The sequence below is a fragment of the Methanococcus maripaludis genome (assembly GCF_013760955.1).
Lineage (GTDB): Archaea > AGJL01 > Methanococci > Methanococcales > Methanococcaceae > Methanococcus > Methanococcus maripaludis_A.
Genome location: NZ_JACDUL010000001.1, coordinates 252340 through 266308, shown reverse-complemented (window position 1 = coordinate 266308; position 13969 = coordinate 252340). Strand labels below are relative to the sequence as shown.

23 protein-coding genes are annotated in these 13969 nt (G+C 35.9%); 2 read left to right on the top strand and 21 right to left on the bottom strand.

Annotated elements, in window-relative coordinates; genetic code table 11:
• Positions 1–8: 8 nt before the first annotated feature.
• The 14 genes from HNP90_RS01460 to HNP90_RS01395 are packed head-to-tail and all read right to left on the bottom strand — an operon-like array spanning position 9 to position 6145.
• Positions 9–419 (bottom strand): DUF1959 domain-containing protein, encoded by a 411-nt coding sequence (locus HNP90_RS01460; protein WP_011977092.1) that lies wholly within the window; start codon positions 417–419, stop codon positions 9–11.
• A gap of 15 nt (positions 420–434) precedes the next feature.
• On the bottom strand, positions 435–734 hold the full coding sequence (locus HNP90_RS01455; RefSeq protein ID WP_011977091.1) for a DUF2104 domain-containing protein: 300 nt from the start codon (positions 732–734) through the stop codon (positions 435–437).
• Between the two features lie 4 nt (positions 735–738).
• Complete coding sequence (locus tag HNP90_RS01450) at positions 739–990, bottom strand: hypothetical protein (RefSeq protein WP_011977090.1); 252 nt, start codon at positions 988–990, stop codon at positions 739–741.
• Positions 991–998: 8 nt separating this feature from the next.
• Entirely contained in the window at positions 999–1859 is an 861-nt protein-coding gene (locus HNP90_RS01445; protein WP_011977089.1) for a respiratory chain complex I subunit 1 family protein, read from the bottom strand.
• Positions 1860–1878: 19 nt separating this feature from the next.
• Positions 1879–2088 (bottom strand): hypothetical protein, encoded by a 210-nt coding sequence (locus HNP90_RS01440; protein WP_011867899.1) that lies wholly within the window; start codon positions 2086–2088, stop codon positions 1879–1881.
• A 9-nt stretch (positions 2089–2097) separates the two neighbouring features.
• Complete coding sequence (locus HNP90_RS01435) at positions 2098–2760, bottom strand: proton-conducting transporter transmembrane domain-containing protein (RefSeq protein ID WP_011977088.1); 663 nt, start codon at positions 2758–2760, stop codon at positions 2098–2100.
• Between the two features lie 21 nt (positions 2761–2781).
• A complete protein-coding gene (locus tag HNP90_RS01430) occupies positions 2782–3468 on the bottom strand; it encodes an EhaG family protein (RefSeq protein ID WP_011977087.1) in 687 nt (228 codons plus the stop codon).
• Positions 3468–3938 carry an EhaF family protein gene (locus HNP90_RS01425; RefSeq protein ID WP_011977086.1) on the bottom strand — a complete coding sequence of 157 codons (471 nt, stop codon included), beginning with the start codon at positions 3936–3938 and terminating at the stop codon, positions 3468–3470. Before HNP90_RS01425 ends, HNP90_RS01430 begins: the two co-directional genes overlap by 1 nt.
• Before the next feature lies 1 nt (position 3939).
• Positions 3940–4194: an EhaE family protein gene (locus HNP90_RS01420; protein ID WP_011977085.1), complete on the bottom strand. Its 255-nt coding sequence runs from the start codon at positions 4192–4194 to the stop codon at positions 3940–3942.
• An 8-nt stretch (positions 4195–4202) separates the two neighbouring features.
• Positions 4203–4481, bottom strand: a complete 279-nt coding sequence (locus HNP90_RS01415) for an EhaD family protein (protein WP_011977084.1) — start codon at positions 4479–4481, stop codon at positions 4203–4205.
• A gap of 5 nt (positions 4482–4486) precedes the next feature.
• Positions 4487–4756, bottom strand: a complete 270-nt coding sequence (locus HNP90_RS01410; RefSeq protein WP_011977083.1) for a DUF2109 domain-containing protein — start codon at positions 4754–4756, stop codon at positions 4487–4489.
• Entirely contained in the window at positions 4756–5247 is a 492-nt protein-coding gene (locus HNP90_RS01405; RefSeq protein WP_011977082.1) for a hypothetical protein, read from the bottom strand. Before HNP90_RS01405 ends, HNP90_RS01410 begins: the two co-directional genes overlap by 1 nt.
• Positions 5234–5500: an energy-converting NiFe hydrogenase A subunit EhaA gene (gene ehaA, locus HNP90_RS01400; RefSeq protein ID WP_011977081.1), complete on the bottom strand. Its 267-nt coding sequence runs from the start codon at positions 5498–5500 to the stop codon at positions 5234–5236. Before ehaA ends, HNP90_RS01405 begins: the two co-directional genes overlap by 14 nt.
• A gap of 6 nt (positions 5501–5506) precedes the next feature.
• Positions 5507–6145, bottom strand: a complete 639-nt coding sequence (locus HNP90_RS01395; protein WP_048060418.1) for a helix-turn-helix domain-containing protein — start codon at positions 6143–6145, stop codon at positions 5507–5509.
• 346 nt (positions 6146–6491) lie between these two features.
• Between HNP90_RS01395 and HNP90_RS01390 the strand changes: the two genes are divergently transcribed.
• Positions 6492–7064: a ZPR1 zinc finger domain-containing protein gene (locus HNP90_RS01390; protein ID WP_011977079.1), complete on the top strand. Its 573-nt coding sequence runs from the start codon at positions 6492–6494 to the stop codon at positions 7062–7064.
• Positions 7065–7095: 31 nt separating this feature from the next.
• Here the strand turns inward: HNP90_RS01390 and HNP90_RS01385 are convergent, their stop codons facing one another.
• From HNP90_RS01385 to HNP90_RS01365, 5 genes are all read right to left on the bottom strand, one after another.
• Positions 7096–7665, bottom strand: coding sequence for a GMP synthase subunit A (locus tag HNP90_RS01385; RefSeq protein ID WP_011977078.1), 570 nt, complete (start codon positions 7663–7665; stop codon positions 7096–7098).
• A gap of 21 nt (positions 7666–7686) precedes the next feature.
• Positions 7687–8589: a type II methionyl aminopeptidase gene (gene map, locus HNP90_RS01380; RefSeq protein ID WP_011977077.1), complete on the bottom strand. Its 903-nt coding sequence runs from the start codon at positions 8587–8589 to the stop codon at positions 7687–7689.
• Positions 8589–9698, bottom strand: coding sequence for an OBG GTPase family GTP-binding protein (locus HNP90_RS01375; RefSeq protein WP_011977076.1), 1110 nt, complete (start codon positions 9696–9698; stop codon positions 8589–8591). The genes map and HNP90_RS01375 overlap by 1 nt, the downstream gene beginning before the upstream one ends.
• Before the next feature lie 194 nt (positions 9699–9892).
• Positions 9893–10180, bottom strand: coding sequence for an ArsR/SmtB family transcription factor (locus HNP90_RS01370; protein WP_011867913.1), 288 nt, complete (start codon positions 10178–10180; stop codon positions 9893–9895).
• Positions 10181–10293: 113 nt separating this feature from the next.
• Positions 10294–10983 carry a molybdopterin-guanine dinucleotide biosynthesis protein MobB gene (locus tag HNP90_RS01365; protein WP_011977075.1) on the bottom strand — a complete coding sequence of 230 codons (690 nt, stop codon included), beginning with the start codon at positions 10981–10983 and terminating at the stop codon, positions 10294–10296.
• Between the two features lie 105 nt (positions 10984–11088).
• On the opposite strand from HNP90_RS01365, the gene twy1 reads away from it, so the two are divergent.
• Positions 11089–12030 carry a 4-demethylwyosine synthase TYW1 gene (twy1, locus tag HNP90_RS01360; protein ID WP_011977074.1) on the top strand — a complete coding sequence of 314 codons (942 nt, stop codon included), beginning with the start codon at positions 11089–11091 and terminating at the stop codon, positions 12028–12030.
• 1 nt (position 12031) lies between these two features.
• Here the strand turns inward: twy1 and HNP90_RS01355 are convergent, their stop codons facing one another.
• Both HNP90_RS01355 and HNP90_RS01350 read right to left on the bottom strand, forming a co-directional pair.
• Positions 12032–13252, bottom strand: a complete 1221-nt coding sequence (locus tag HNP90_RS01355; protein WP_011977073.1) for a 2,3-bisphosphoglycerate-independent phosphoglycerate mutase — start codon at positions 13250–13252, stop codon at positions 12032–12034.
• Between the two features lie 148 nt (positions 13253–13400).
• A complete protein-coding gene (locus HNP90_RS01350; protein ID WP_309500979.1) occupies positions 13401–13880 on the bottom strand; it encodes a CAP domain-containing protein in 480 nt (159 codons plus the stop codon).
• Positions 13881–13969 lie beyond the last annotated feature (89 nt).

The following is a 13969-nucleotide window of genomic DNA, read 5'->3' as shown; positions in this document are numbered from 1 at the left end:
AACTTAATCTATTCCTCGCCTTTCAGGATTTTGACTGTAAGTGCACGGCCTTCTTCAAGCGCTTCTTTGTATGGCCTTTTTCTAATAATTGTATCTTCAACAACCCTTTTTCTTATCAAATCGGCATCTTGTTTCGATATCAATCCGAAAAAGTCCGCTATCCAGCATAAACCTAAATCAATATCTACCTTTCTTCCAAGACATCCCATTTTAGCCTGTTCAACGTATGCGTGAGATTCATAAAGTGCTACTCCATCACAAGTCTTTACAAATACATCGACAACTTCTTCCATTGACATTTTGAGAGCTTTTGAAATTGGAACAATCGCTTCTTCCATGATATAACGATTACCCTTTATTATGTTGTATTTTTGTTCTAAACTTGAATTTTCGTAATTTTTATCAATTTCTTCTAGCATATTTTCACCTTTTTGCTAGATTAGCCCAATCGTTAGTAAAATGTAGCCAATAAGTGCAATTAGTAGTCCAAGACAGAATTCAGAATGCCCATATCCCGGCCTCATTCCAAGAGGAAATGCAAGGAAGAGTGCCGATATGGGTGCATTTACTGTAAATGCAAGCCCTCCAATAACTGCTAAAATAAGTGCAACACCGTCGAGGGTTTTTTCTACGTATGGTTTTCCATATTTTTTGTAGCTGTAAGACAATCCAAGGGCCGATCCGACAACAAATGTAATTGCACAATAAAGTAGCATGAATGGAACTTCGTTCATAAAATCACCCTGCGATAAATGCGAAATATCCTAAGTAGATAAACGCAATTAATACAGCTAGCATCATTAAATGCTCTGTAGTTTCTATTAAATGGGTTATTTTTTTATTTTGAATAAGTAATACTAAGATTCCTATGAGAAGGACTACGAAAAGACCCAAAATTGGAGTTATGGGGTATTGTATTATGTTAATGAGCACTATCATTCCCAAAACCACAAATCCTGCAATTGAAAGTAATTGGATGTACTGTTTCATGATAACACCTAGTGGATGATTCTGTAAGCCAGATCAATTAGCGTAAGTGACGCAATGGTAATTTGAAGCATTACTGAATGATTTGGAGCAAGCAATGGGGTCAAAGCGCAGATGAATGAAATAACAACTGTTAATACAAACATTCCAAGCAATGTCAAAACTGGACTTGCAATGACCAAAGGACCCAAAAATAATGCCATAAATAGCCATAGTAATACAAACCATGCCATCGCATCTCCAATCATGATAATTGCTTCAAGGGGCCCGTAGTGTTCGGTAATGTATCCGCTTACGATATCTTTTCCTTTTACTATCGCAAATGGGCTGAAAGGAGCTTTTGAAAGAACCAGTACAAACACCGCAAAAGCACATATTGGAAGTTGGAACAATAATGGCCCGTTTATGGCCTGATAGTTGATAATATCTCCAATCATCAACGAATCGGTTACAGTATAGACTATTCCAGCAGCAGCAAAGAGCGGAACTTCTGCAGCAGCTGAGAAAACACTTCTAACACCACCAACTTTTCCATATGGGGATCCGCTACTCAGTCCACAACCGTGTTCAACAATCTTTTGCATGATGTAGAGTCCGATTAATATCAACAATGACGATTCAAAGACAACTGCAATCGATAGTGCACTCATCCAGACCATAATATCCATTAAAGCTACAAATACGTACAATGGATTTCCTGCTGAAATTGGGAACGTTAGTTCTTTAAAGTAAAATTTGAATGTATGTATTAAATACTGGATAATTGGGGGTCCTGGTCGACATTGGATCCTAGCCATAATTTTTCTATGCAAACCAAGTAAAATTCCGCCAACTAAAAAGGCATAAAATGCATACATAAGTCCGTTAAACATACTAACTGCTGCGCTCAAATTACCACCCTCTGAACGGAATTTGGCCTATTTTTTCTCTTCTTGATTTTGGATTAAGGAACATTGCAATACCAAAAATTAAAAATGGCGTAAATACTGCCGTTAGCAAATACGTTACCATTTCATTCTGGGAATTCAGGTAAAGCGTTCCGATATATCCCAAGATTCCAATTATAAGTGCTATAAACCCACTTTTCGTTTCTGGACTCATTTTTTCACCTTAAGATATTGTAAGCAGAATTTCTACGGTTCTTACGATAACCAAAAGGGATGAAAGGTGTATCATCAGAATGTAAGGTGCCCCTGGAGCCCTGAACATTTCCGCTTTTGCTGCATAAAACGGTGCAACACCAGTTTCTCCAATCATTCCAACTGCGTAGAGTAGTTTTTGATAGAATAATTCATGACCGTTTTTCGCAAGTTCAAATATTGAAAGAGTTCCTGTTTTTCCCAAAATCAGTGCAGCAGCACCAAATAATGGAAGTGACGAAATTATTGCGATAATTCCGTAATGGAATGCTGCATTCAAGACCCATTCTTTTTTAACTGCTGAAACAATTCCGATGTTTGTAATACCTATTACTGCAAGGAATAATGCAAAGTCGAAGAGGTCACCAGTTAGCATTGAAAATGCAGTGGCAATACCACAGACAATTGACATGAATCTCCTTATTTTAAGTTCTTCAACTGTCACGTAATTAAATTTGTCACCAAATTCATGTACCTGAGCTTCCAGCTGTTTTTCAGGTTTTGTAACGTATACTATAGCAGTGAAAAGCATTGCTATAATGAATGCTATAAGCGAGAAGTCTGTTAGGTAGAATACAATATCTCCCAAAGGAATTATTCCGTGAAAGTTTCCTGCGATATATTCAACGAGCATATTAATCACCTTTGGTCGAATTTATTCGAACAACTCTCCAATTAGTCCGAGTTTAGAGCCCACTTTTATTGCAAGTCCAAATCCGGCTATAATTAGGAAATATGGCCATTTTGAAGGGAATAAGAAAAATCCAATAAACCCGAGTATCCAAACTGCCCATGCAATTCCTGAAAATGCTGAAATTCCTTCCCAAGATACTTTTAAATCTTCTGGAAGTATTTTCTGACCAAGTACTCTTTTTGCCAGCACGTAAAACAAAAGACCGCTCGCCATAACGGCCCCACCTGTAAATCCACTCAATATTGCACCGTAAACAACGAGAACAAATGCGAAGAATTTTGGAGCTGTATATAGCACTTCCATTTTACTAAAGTTTATGTCCATGTCTGGAATTTCTTTAACTGTAAACTCTTCTAAGAGTTTTGATTTTTTCTTTTGACCCTGTTTTCTTAAGTCATTTCTTGAAACAAATATTTCTGCAACTGCCAATAATTCGGCCATACCTACAACCAATCCTGGAAGGATAAGTGCTTCTGCAAGGTCTGAACCAATTGCTGCAATAATTACGAGCATTCCATATTCTACAAGGTCAGTTAACAAAATCATGTTAAGATCTGTTTTTTGGCGAGAAATAGAATAAAGCGAAATTATTCCAACTATTAATCCGACAGTAACGGTTCTACTGAATAATAAACTTACATAGTCCATTATTTCACCCGATTCCTATTTAGGAATAGCCATCCAAATATTGTGAACGAGAGGAGCAAGGTTAATGACTCTAAAACTGTGTCAAATCCTCTTGTATAGTATAATATTTCGTCCAGTATTCCACCAGGGGTTGAAACGATCGTTGTACCAAAGTACATGGTATTTTCACTTATTGCAATAGCAACAGGGGATAGATAAGCAGTAATTTGGCCCCTGATACTCTGATATTCCGGATACTGAGATTTTATATCTGCAGATTCGGTTAAAGGAATTCCGCCTCTGTCGTATGGTGCAAGAGGGGTTTTTAAAACCTGATTTTGTATTGCATCTTTTGGATATAGCTGGTCGCTTGTAAATTCTGTAGGTAAGAATATACCGATGAATAAAACTATACAAATAAATCCTGCAAACAATCTGGAGACTGCACTGGGTTTTGAAATATAATTCCAGGCTTCATTTAGCTTTTTCATATTATTCCTCCAGTTCCTCATTTTTGATGATCGCTCTCACGAGTACAAGTGTAAGGATAGCATTTACCCCGAGGAAGGTCATAAGTGCAAGAGTCTGGTTATATGCTAGAAATATTAAACAAACGCCAACTGAGGGAACTTCGATGTTTAAAAATCTTTTAAATGGATCTTTTGTTAATGGTCCAATAACTGCACCGACTGTACCCAATATGAGTAAGAAGTAGCCCACATACATTGCCAAGGTAACTAAATCCATATTATCACCTATTTGGTAAGTACAGGGACTTCTGTACTGTATTTTTTCTTATTTTTAATTATAAATTCATATTTTAACACACCCAAAAGCAAAATCAGTGTAGCAACTGGTTCTAACACTGAGGAAATAATTGCAACATCTAGATAGTAAAATGAAGCAATTAATCCGATAAGTCCGCTTTCAAGAAGTGCAAACATGATGATCTTGTTAATATTGTGCGTATGAATGATGGTACCTATTCCTCCAAGAATACAGCACCCTGCAGCAACGATAGGTAGAATTTCCATCACAATCACCTTTTCTTCTCAAATTCATCCATTTTGTTGAGTTCTCCAAGCGTATGGGCTATCGCATTACTGGATACTGTTGATGATATGAAGTATACAACTGCGGCAATTGCACCCATCGGACTTTTTATGTAGAGTGCAATTAGTGCGGCAATGCAGAAGTTAATGCAGCAAAGTATAGGGAGTTTCAATGCTCTGCTTTTTGTCAGAAACACTTTTAAAACTGAAATTATCCCTACAATTCCAATAACAAATGTTACAAGAGACGATTCCATTATATCCTCCCCATTTTTCGTGCAATACTGCCGAGAAGTCTTGATGCAGCACCGTGATGTACGCCCTGAATTGAGAATATTGCGAGAACCATTCCTGCAATAAAGTATTCAGCGCTTATAAATCCGCTAAGTAAGTAAATCAATATTGTAGCAGTAATTGCCCCAATTGTTCCTGCATAACCTGTATCATTACACAATCTGTTTCCGATGTATATGAACAGTGCAGCAATTAATCCGCCTTCGAATCCGATTAAGTAGTAGAATATCGAAGCCATCAATGTTCCTGCCGATGCATCAGGGGAACATACAATATTTCCCATGAAATAACCACCGTTGATATTTCCACCGACATTTTCTATCTTTTCACCGATTACTTTGGCACCAAGCACTCCAGGTTTTTTTGGAAGTCCAAAGTAGGTATCAACAATAACAAAATTTAACCAGCAAACTGCAAACGCAGCCAATATCTTTCCAGTTTCAATTAATATCATTAGTAACACCTGGGAATATTTTGTTTGCAAATTTTGAGAAAACACTCGCAAAAATTCCGATTATTGCACTGGAAACTAAGTCTAGGGTTATTAAGTAGCCGATTAACGCAGTCAAACCAAGTGCTACAAATGGGGTTGGAAATAGTACGGACCCCTCAAAGGAATCCATATCAAATGACAGTTTCATTCCAAGAATTGTTCCAATCACAACTGAAGAAACAAGGGCTACTGCGTAGTTAGTTAATAAAACCATGAAAAATCACCAGCAGTGTACAATCATGCAGTCTTTTTTTATAGAATATATTGGGGGAACTTCCTCTTTTGGGAATATCTGAATTATTGTCTTGTTATTCAATACATTTGATACCTTATGTTCGAGTCTTCGAATATCTGAACAGTCTAATTGGATTAGTACGGTTTTTTTATCGAGGTGCAATCCTCTGATATTCATTCTGCCCCTGAAAAAATCAACTTCATTAATATCTACAACACCGAGGCGTTTTTTGATTTCTTCAGTAAAATATTTTATATCTATTATATACACAGGATGTCCTTCAATATATCTTTTACAGAAGATATCGTTTTTTGACGTTAAATCCTGGATAAAATCGACAATAGCACCTTCAAGTTTAGTCAGCGAAAGTACGTCTAATAAATATAAAACAGGATTCTCTTTATCCCAAAAATTACTGCATTTAAGCATTCCAAGAGTTATTGCGGCAGCATGTGCTTCCCCAATTTCCCGTTTTCCTTTTTCAAGCATACTCAGGTGAGATTGACTGACCCCACTTTCTTCAGCAAGTTTGGACTGGGTTATCTTGAGCTTTTCACGAAAAACTTTTATATTTTCGGGATTGAGCAGAATTGCCCTTTCTATGATTTTTAATTTGTCGTACATATTACCACTTTTAGACACACTCTTGGACCTAAAAATTATTTCCTAAGAATAATATTATTCTAGTAGGATTATATATATATAATTTTTCACTTGGATTTTTGGATATATCGATACTATATTTATTCCAAATTTACAGGTTTAAAATGCTAGAAACGTGTATTTTGGATATTATTGTTGTGTATTTTTGTATGGTTTATTTGTATTTATCATGATTAATCATTATAAATTCACTTATATATACATAATGGGGGCATACTTACCAAAAATTATCACAGATTTTTTTTAGAAATATTTTTTTATTCTAGAAGCATGTAACTGTATTTGCTAGTAAATCTAGGTGAGAAACATGGAAAAACAATGCAATGTTATGGACTGTCCAATATGTGGAAAAGAGGATTCTTTAAAAATTATAACTCAGGAACTCGAAATACCTTACTTTGGAAAAGTTATTGAAACCACTATTTTTTGTGAAGCATGTAAGTATAAAAAAAGCGATATATTCCCTATAGATGTAAAAGAGCCCAAAAGATACACTTTAAAAGTTGAAGACGAATATGATCTGAATAAGCGGGTCATAAGGGGGTCATCAGGCCACATTTCAATACCGGAATTTGGATTTGAGGTTTTCCCAGGTCCTGCATCAGAAGCATACGTTTCAAATGTTGAAGGAGTTTTAACTCGAATGGAAGGTGCGATTAAAACTTTAATTTCTTGGGTGGAAAGTGAAGACGAAAAGAAAAAAGCAGAAGAATTAATTGAAAAGTTAGAACAAGTAAAACTTGGAAAAGAAAAAATAACTTTAATTATCGAAGATCCACTTGGACACAGCGCAATAATTGGAGATGGCGTAAAAGAAGAAGTTTTAAGTGAAGAAGAGATAAATTTGTTGAGTGACAATACGATAATAATGGATAAATAATTTTAAAAAAATAAAACTTTTTTTATTTAAGTTATTCTTCGAATTCAAATCCGCATTTTTTACAGAAGTTTTTCAAAAGTACATCCCCGTATTCAGTGTGCGACACTTCAGGGTGGAATTGAACTCCATAAAGCGATTTTTCTTTATGTTTTATTGATTCTACTCCGCAAATGTCGGAATAAGCTAAAATTTCAAAGCATTCCGGAGTTACTTTTACTTCATCCATGTGGGACGCCCATGCAGTAAATTCGCTTGGAACACCTTTGAAAAGATCGTTTTCTTCTTTTACATAAATTTTAATGCTTGCATATTCTTCTGAATCTGCCCTTGAAACATGTCCGCCATATGCTTTTGAAATTAACTGGTGGCCAAGGCAGATTCCAAGAACTGGAATCTCTGAATTTAATGCAATATTTTCGCAGTTTGTAGCTTTTGTAATATCTGGTCCGCCGCTTAATATAATTCCTTTTATTTCGGGATTTACAGTAATTTCTTCAAGAGTAGTCGAATTTGGAACTATTTTTGCAGGTACTCCAAGATATTTCAAGCTTCTCTGGATCCTGTGTACGTACTGTCCACCGTTGTTTAAAATGACGATCATAATTCCACCTTTAATTTTAAATTATTTTGTGGTGACTTCAACACCATTTTCGGTAATTAAGACGGTATGTTCACTTTGGGATACTATACCATGTTCTCTTTCGACCAGTGTCGGGTATCCGTATAGCACGCCTGCCATCATCAAAGCTTTTAGGCCGGCTTTATAATGCGCATCAATTTTTGCCATGTCTCTTTCTGAAAATGGTAAATATGCATGATTTTGTTCAACGTTTCTTAATAGGTTTCTAGCAGCAGGGAGTCTTACAGGTCTTGATCTTAAATATTTAAAAATGTATACGTCTTTTCCATCTGTAACTTGTCCAAATCCGTCTGTTGCAAAAGGTTCGATTGCAACGAGGTCGCCAACATCGATAGTATCTTTCGTATTCTCATAAACATTTGGAATACTTACTCCGGAGTGGAGTGAATACTGGTGCATAACGTGTCCGGAAAGATTTGAAATTGGCCTGTAACCGTAACTTTCAATTACTTCCTGAATTATTTTGCCCATTTCACCAACATTTATTCCTGGAACAATTTCTTTAATTACTGTATTTAATGCATCTTCTGAAGCTTTTTTCAAGTCAGAATATTTTCCTGATAAATCGATAGTTACAGCAGTGTCTGAAATAAATCCATCAACATGAGCTCCAAGATCTAACTTTACAACATCTTCTTCGGAAAAGACGGTTTCATCCCCGTGTGAAGGGCTGTAGTGTGCGGCAATATCGTTTAATGAAATATTGCAAGGGAATCCAACGCCTGCTCCAAGTTCTATTATTCGATTTTCTACAAATTCTGCAACATCATAGAGTTTTGCACCGGGTTTTACTAATTTTAAAGCTTCCCCCCGAACTTGTGATGCAATTTTTCCAGCTTCAATAATTTTATTATATTCTTCACTATTATCCATTTTATCTACCATTAAAGTGATCTTTTAACAACGATCGTCAATATATCTCCATCTTTTAAGATGTGGTCTAATCCTACTCTTTGGCCAGGGTGTTTTGCAGAATCTCCCCAGACGAGAGCGTATCTGAAATTTTTAACAAAATCCCTGTGAAGTCTGTTACAAACATCTTCAACACTGGAATTTTTTAAGATAATTAATGGTTCTTCAAGGTCTGCTTTTCCGCCTTGAGGTTTTAAGTATAATTTTATAAATCCTAATGTTTCAAAGATTTTGTCTTTTAATTCTTCAAGGTTAATTTCTTTATGTCCTGAAACAAATACGTGTGGTCTATCTCCAATTGCAGCTTCAGTCTTTTTTAAGTTTGCTTCATCTGCAAGATCGATCTTGTTTACAATAACGAGTGTTGGGATGTATGACCGGCTATCCAAAACAACATCGATTAGCTGGTCTGCACTAATATCTTCCCTTATCAGAATAGCCGCATTGTGGATTCTGTGTTCCCCAACTATTGCAGCTATTGTGGCTTCGTCCATTTTTGTTAAGTTAACAGTTTTATTGATTGCAAGCCCACCACGATCGTGTTTCTCAATTTTTACATCGGGTTTTTCCTGGTCGAGCCTGATACCAACATTCGAAAGCTCTTTTTCAAGGATTGGAATATGTTCTGGTGAAAATACATCCACAACGAGCATTACAAGGTCTACGTTCCTAACCGCAGCTAAAACCTCGCTACCCCTACCCCTACCAAAAGAAGCTCCAGAGATAATTCCTGGTGCATCCAGTACCTGAATTTTAGCACCTTTGTGTTCCATTAATCCAGGAATAATTGTAAGTGTTGTAAATGCATATGCTCCAACTTCTGAATTTGCATTTGTAAGTTTATTCAAAAGTGTCGACTTACCAACTGATGGAAATCCAACGAAAGCAACTGTTGCATCTCCCGTTTTTCTAATTGCATATGAAGGTCCACTCGATCCGCCTGCTCCTTTTGGGTTTTGCTGTTCATCCCTTAATTTGGCAAGTTTTGCTTTTAATATTCCAACGTGTTTTTGGGTGGCTTTGTTATACTGAGTATGTAATAATTCGTCTTCCAATTTCTTGATATCTTCTTGTATTCCCATATTCTCACAACGCATAAACTGTAAATTGAATAAATCGATGAAAAATGTTTTAATTACAAAATTAAAAAAGAAAATTATGTTTTATTTATCCTCAAGTCTCAAAATATCACTTTAATTATTCACTAATAGTGATATTTGATATATAAAATTAACTATGATGGTCAAAAACCAATTTATCACGGTTAATACAATGATTAATCTACAATTCCGCCCATAATAGATATCATTTCCCTTACCTTAGGATTTACAATATAGTAGTGGTTCCATGTACCTTCTTTTCTGGCTTTAATGATTCCAGACTTCTTTAATATGTTCAGGTGATGGGAAATTGTTGGCTGAGGTTTTTTTAATTCATCAATAATTTTACATACGCACATGCTTTCATTTTCACTTAAAAGCTCTAAAATCATCAATCTAGTAGGATCAGCAAACGCCTTAAAAACTTCAGCCATATATTCGTATTTGTATTCTTCCATAGCCATAGTATCACCAAATAACCGTAATATAGTTTATTTATTACAATATTTAAATATTTTGAGATACGAAAAAAGTCCATAATGCACGGTATGGGATCTTTATTCAAAAAATAAGAGTGTTATTTCTTTTCAATTTTGATTGAAATGGTTTCAGGGTTTTCCGTACCCTTCAGTGTTCCTACAATCCCTTTTAGTGTATTTTTAATAATGTCGGAAACAAATGGATTTACCGGGATTGTTCTGCCATCAACTATTAATTTCAATGCTGTTGACATAACGCACTTGTTCCAGTTAACTTCGCCCGAGGCTAACTTGTTCGCAAAACCCTTGCAGTTGTATCCGCAGTGACCGCAGTTTAGGTTATACGTTGGAACTATAGCTTTTTCAAGAACCTGAGCTGTAACTTCATCTATATCATATTTGAAGTCATCAATGACCATTATGGTCTGGCTATCTTTCAATTCAGCGCCCCGTCCCCCTTCAGTTACAAGTATTTTTGGAATATTTAATTCGATCAAATCTTCTTTAAAACCTTCCACAATAACAAGGTCGCAGTCTAGTTTTGCAAGGATTTCTTTTAAATGCATCCTGTCATAATAAAATGCAGAGCCCTTACTTGTAACAAAAACAGAGGTATCTGCAAACTGTTTTAGCTTGTATGAATCTGTATTTGGGGAATCAACGTCTAAATCCATGTGTGAATTCTTAACTGTCGCAACAGACATGCCATTCAAGTTCTTGAGGATATCGGCTATTAAACTTGTTTTTCCAGTATCCTTTCTTCCGATTACACCTATTACTCTTATCATACCCTAGTTATAATGAAATATCATATATTTAAATGTTGCCATATAAAACGCATAGTTTAAAAGATATAAGTAATTAAACAATGCTTGAATACAATGGTGATACGTATGATTCCAGAACAAATACACAATATTTTGAGAAAACAACACTACCAGTTAAAAGACCATAGCGGGGTAAAACTCTGCGGTTGGGTTAGGAAATCTTTTTTAGAAGGAAAAGAATGCTACAAATCGAAGTTTTATGGTATAAACACTCACAGGTGCGTTCAAAGCACTCCTTCAGTTGCATGGTGTCAGCAATCATGTATTTTTTGTTGGAGAGTTCTTCCAAAAGATTTGGGATTAGAATCTTTTGAATCTCCAGAATGGAAAGAGCCTGAAATCGTTGCAGAAGATATTTTAAACATGCACAAAACCATTATAACTGGTTACAAGGGAATTTTGGACAGGATTGGTGAAGAAAAATACCTCGAAGCAACAAAACCAAAACACGTTGCACTCTCTCTTTCAGGGGAACCTACAATGTATCCGTACATCGATGAATTAATCGAAGTATTCCACAAGAAAGGAATGTCCACATTTTTAGTTTCAAACGGGATTTTAACAGATGTAATCGAAAAGGTAAATCCAACACAGCTCTATATTTCCCTTGATGCATACGATCTGGAAAGCTACCAGAAAATATGTGGTGGAACAAAGGAAAACTGGGAATCCATATTAAATACTCTGGATATTTTGGACTCAAAAAAACGAACATGCATCAGAACCACGGTTATTCGAAATATCAATGATAATATTTTGAAATTTAAGGAATTATTCGAAAGAGCAAATTCAAACTTTATTGAATTAAAATCGTACATGAATGTAGGATATTCAAGAAACCGATTAAATCTTGATGACATGGTAAAGCAGTTTGAACTTTTGGATATGGGTAAACTCTTAGAAGAAAACAGCATATTTGAAATTGAAGACGATTCTCCAGAAAGCAGGGTTGTTTTACTTACCAACAAAAATAGAAAAATTAATCCAAAAATAGACTTTGGATTTTAATTTAAGCACCATATTTTTTTGCAATACTCATTAGGTCCATCAAAATGGGCATGATATTTGTTCCTTTTATCCAGTTCAATCCGCCTTTATGCGTGGAGAACTCATCGAATTTTTCAACATCGTCAACCCGAACGCTTTTTCCCCAGATTACTATTGGTAGCGGATCTGCGGAGTGGTCCATTTCTTCAATCGGGGTTGAATGGTCTCCCGAAATTACGAAGTAGACTTCATCCTTGCTAATATTTTTTGTAATGTAATCGAGCATTTCATCGATTCTTTCGATTATTTCTTTTTTAAGTTCGTAATTTCCATCATGCCCTGCTTCATCTGCGCCTTTTACGTTTACGAGTATAAAGTCGTAATTTTTAAGGGTTTCTACAATTGCACAGGCTTTTGCCATAAGGTCAGAATTTGGAGTTCCATCACATCCTTCAACATCGATAACATCGAGACCAACCATTTTTGCAATTCCTTTGATAAGTCCGGTTCCTGCAATACATGCTCCTTTAAGTCCGGTTTTTTCAGTGAACGGCATGATTTCAGGAACCTGTCCAACACCTCTTGGAACGATCATGTTTGCAACAGGCAAGTTTTGTTTTCTTCTTTCTTCATTTACAGGGTGTTTATCTAATTTTTCATAAGCAATTTTTAACAATCTGTTAACAATTTCGGCAGTTTTTTTAGCTTCTTTTGAATCATCAAGAGGATGTATTTCTTTTACTCTTTTTCCTTCTTTTTTAGGATCTGCATCGGAGATTCTGTCACTTAAACCAGGGCCCCTTAATACAAGTGCAGCCCTGTATCCACCGGATTCTTTAAAAATAATTTCTACATCATCAATTTTTAATCCATCAAGTTCTTTTTCAAGTTCTGATGTATTTTCAATTCTTCCAGCTCTCCTATCTGTTACAATGAAGTTTTCATCAACTGAAGAAAAGTTGCACCTAAATGCAATGTCTCCTGGTTTTACGGTAACTCCAACACCACACGCTTCAAATGGTCCCCTTCCAGTGTATGTTGTGTATGGGTCGTAGCCCAAAATTGCAAGGTGTGCAGTGTCACTTCCGGGCCTAACTCCAACATCAACAGCATTCATAAGTCCACAAATTCCGTCCTTAGCCATTTTATCCATTATTGGAGTTTTGGCTTCTTTTAACGGAGTGTTTCCATCTTTGTTAGGCCTATCTCCAAGCCCGTCCATAATAAAAATAACCGCTTTCATAGATTCACCCGTACGATAATTTTGAATGATATCTGCTATTACTTCGTTTTTATTAATATTTTTGGGTTTTAAATTCAAGAAAAATTGATAATTGGCTAAAAGCTTTAAATTTCGGTTGAAAAAAATAAAAAAAGATAGATTAAGATGATTAATAGAAATTTTGGGTTGCAACATAATACGTACCGTCAAAAGATACGCCGATACCCATGTTGGTGTATTGGGAATTCAGAATATTTGCCCGGTGGCCAGGACTGTCCATCCAAGCATCCACGATCGCTTCTGCAATACTTTCAGCATCATCTGAAACGTATCCAATTCCAAGTACGTTACCGGTAGGCATTTTTGCAATATTTTCGCCAATTCCTGTTGAGTAATACCCGTCTCCGAGATATTTTACAACATTGTAGCCAGCAGCAATTGCCCTATCTGTAGGGGTTTCACCATCTAAGTTTGTATGGGAAAAGTAATTGTTTTCTACCATATCATCACTGTGGGCTTGTGAAATTTGGCTTAATTTACTATCCAATATTAACTCATCGAGTCCGTATGAAGAGCGTTCCATATTGGTGTATTCTAATATATACTGTTCAATTAATGAGTTTTTATCTACCACTGGTTCTTCTACCACTGGTTCTTCTACCACTGGTTCTTCTACCACTGGTTCTTCTACCACTGGTTCTTCTACCACTGGTTCTTCTACCACTGGTTCTTCTACCA

Bases quoted from the DNA above. Each gene is read 5' to 3' on its own strand.
- HNP90_RS01425 (WP_011977086.1), bottom strand. From the start codon at position 3,938: ATGAAAAAGCTAAATGAAGCCTGGAATTATATTTCAAAACCCAGTGCA.
- ehaA (WP_011977081.1), bottom strand. From the start codon at position 5,500: ATGGTTTTATTAACTAACTACGCAGTAGCCCTTGTTTCTTCAGTTGTG.
- HNP90_RS01355 (WP_011977073.1), bottom strand. From the start codon at position 13,252: ATGAAAGCGGTTATTTTTATTATGGACGGGCTTGGAGATAGGCCTAAC.
- HNP90_RS01395 (WP_048060418.1), bottom strand. From the start codon at position 6,145: ATGTACGACAAATTAAAAATCATAGAAAGGGCAATTCTGCTCAATCCC.
- map (WP_011977077.1), bottom strand. From the start codon at position 8,589: ATGGTAGATAAAATGGATAATAGTGAAGAATATAATAAAATTATTGAA.
- HNP90_RS01430 (WP_011977087.1), bottom strand. From the start codon at position 3,468: ATGGACTATGTAAGTTTATTATTCAGTAGAACCGTTACTGTCGGATTA.
- HNP90_RS01455 (WP_011977091.1), bottom strand. From the start codon at position 734: ATGAACGAAGTTCCATTCATGCTACTTTATTGTGCAATTACATTTGTT.
- twy1 (WP_011977074.1), top strand. From the start codon at position 11,089: ATGATTCCAGAACAAATACACAATATTTTGAGAAAACAACACTACCAG.
- HNP90_RS01405 (WP_011977082.1), bottom strand. From the start codon at position 5,247: ATGATATTAATTGAAACTGGAAAGATATTGGCTGCGTTTGCAGTTTGC.
- HNP90_RS01435 (WP_011977088.1), bottom strand. From the start codon at position 2,760: ATGCTCGTTGAATATATCGCAGGAAACTTTCACGGAATAATTCCTTTG.
- HNP90_RS01385 (WP_011977078.1), bottom strand. From the start codon at position 7,665: ATGATCGTCATTTTAAACAACGGTGGACAGTACGTACACAGGATCCAG.
- HNP90_RS01365 (WP_011977075.1), bottom strand. From the start codon at position 10,983: ATGATAAGAGTAATAGGTGTAATCGGAAGAAAGGATACTGGAAAAACA.
- HNP90_RS01420 (WP_011977085.1), bottom strand. From the start codon at position 4,194: ATGGATTTAGTTACCTTGGCAATGTATGTGGGCTACTTCTTACTCATA.
- HNP90_RS01445 (WP_011977089.1), bottom strand. From the start codon at position 1,859: ATGTTTAACGGACTTATGTATGCATTTTATGCCTTTTTAGTTGGCGGA.
- HNP90_RS01370 (WP_011867913.1), bottom strand. From the start codon at position 10,180: ATGGCTATGGAAGAATACAAATACGAATATATGGCTGAAGTTTTTAAG.
- HNP90_RS01375 (WP_011977076.1), bottom strand. From the start codon at position 9,698: ATGGGAATACAAGAAGATATCAAGAAATTGGAAGACGAATTATTACAT.
- HNP90_RS01415 (WP_011977084.1), bottom strand. From the start codon at position 4,481: ATGGAAATTCTACCTATCGTTGCTGCAGGGTGCTGTATTCTTGGAGGA.
- HNP90_RS01450 (WP_011977090.1), bottom strand. From the start codon at position 990: ATGAAACAGTACATCCAATTACTTTCAATTGCAGGATTTGTGGTTTTG.
- HNP90_RS01460 (WP_011977092.1), bottom strand. From the start codon at position 419: ATGCTAGAAGAAATTGATAAAAATTACGAAAATTCAAGTTTAGAACAA.
- HNP90_RS01390 (WP_011977079.1), top strand. From the start codon at position 6,492: ATGGAAAAACAATGCAATGTTATGGACTGTCCAATATGTGGAAAAGAG.
- HNP90_RS01440 (WP_011867899.1), bottom strand. From the start codon at position 2,088: ATGAGTCCAGAAACGAAAAGTGGGTTTATAGCACTTATAATTGGAATC.
- HNP90_RS01410 (WP_011977083.1), bottom strand. From the start codon at position 4,756: ATGGAATCGTCTCTTGTAACATTTGTTATTGGAATTGTAGGGATAATT.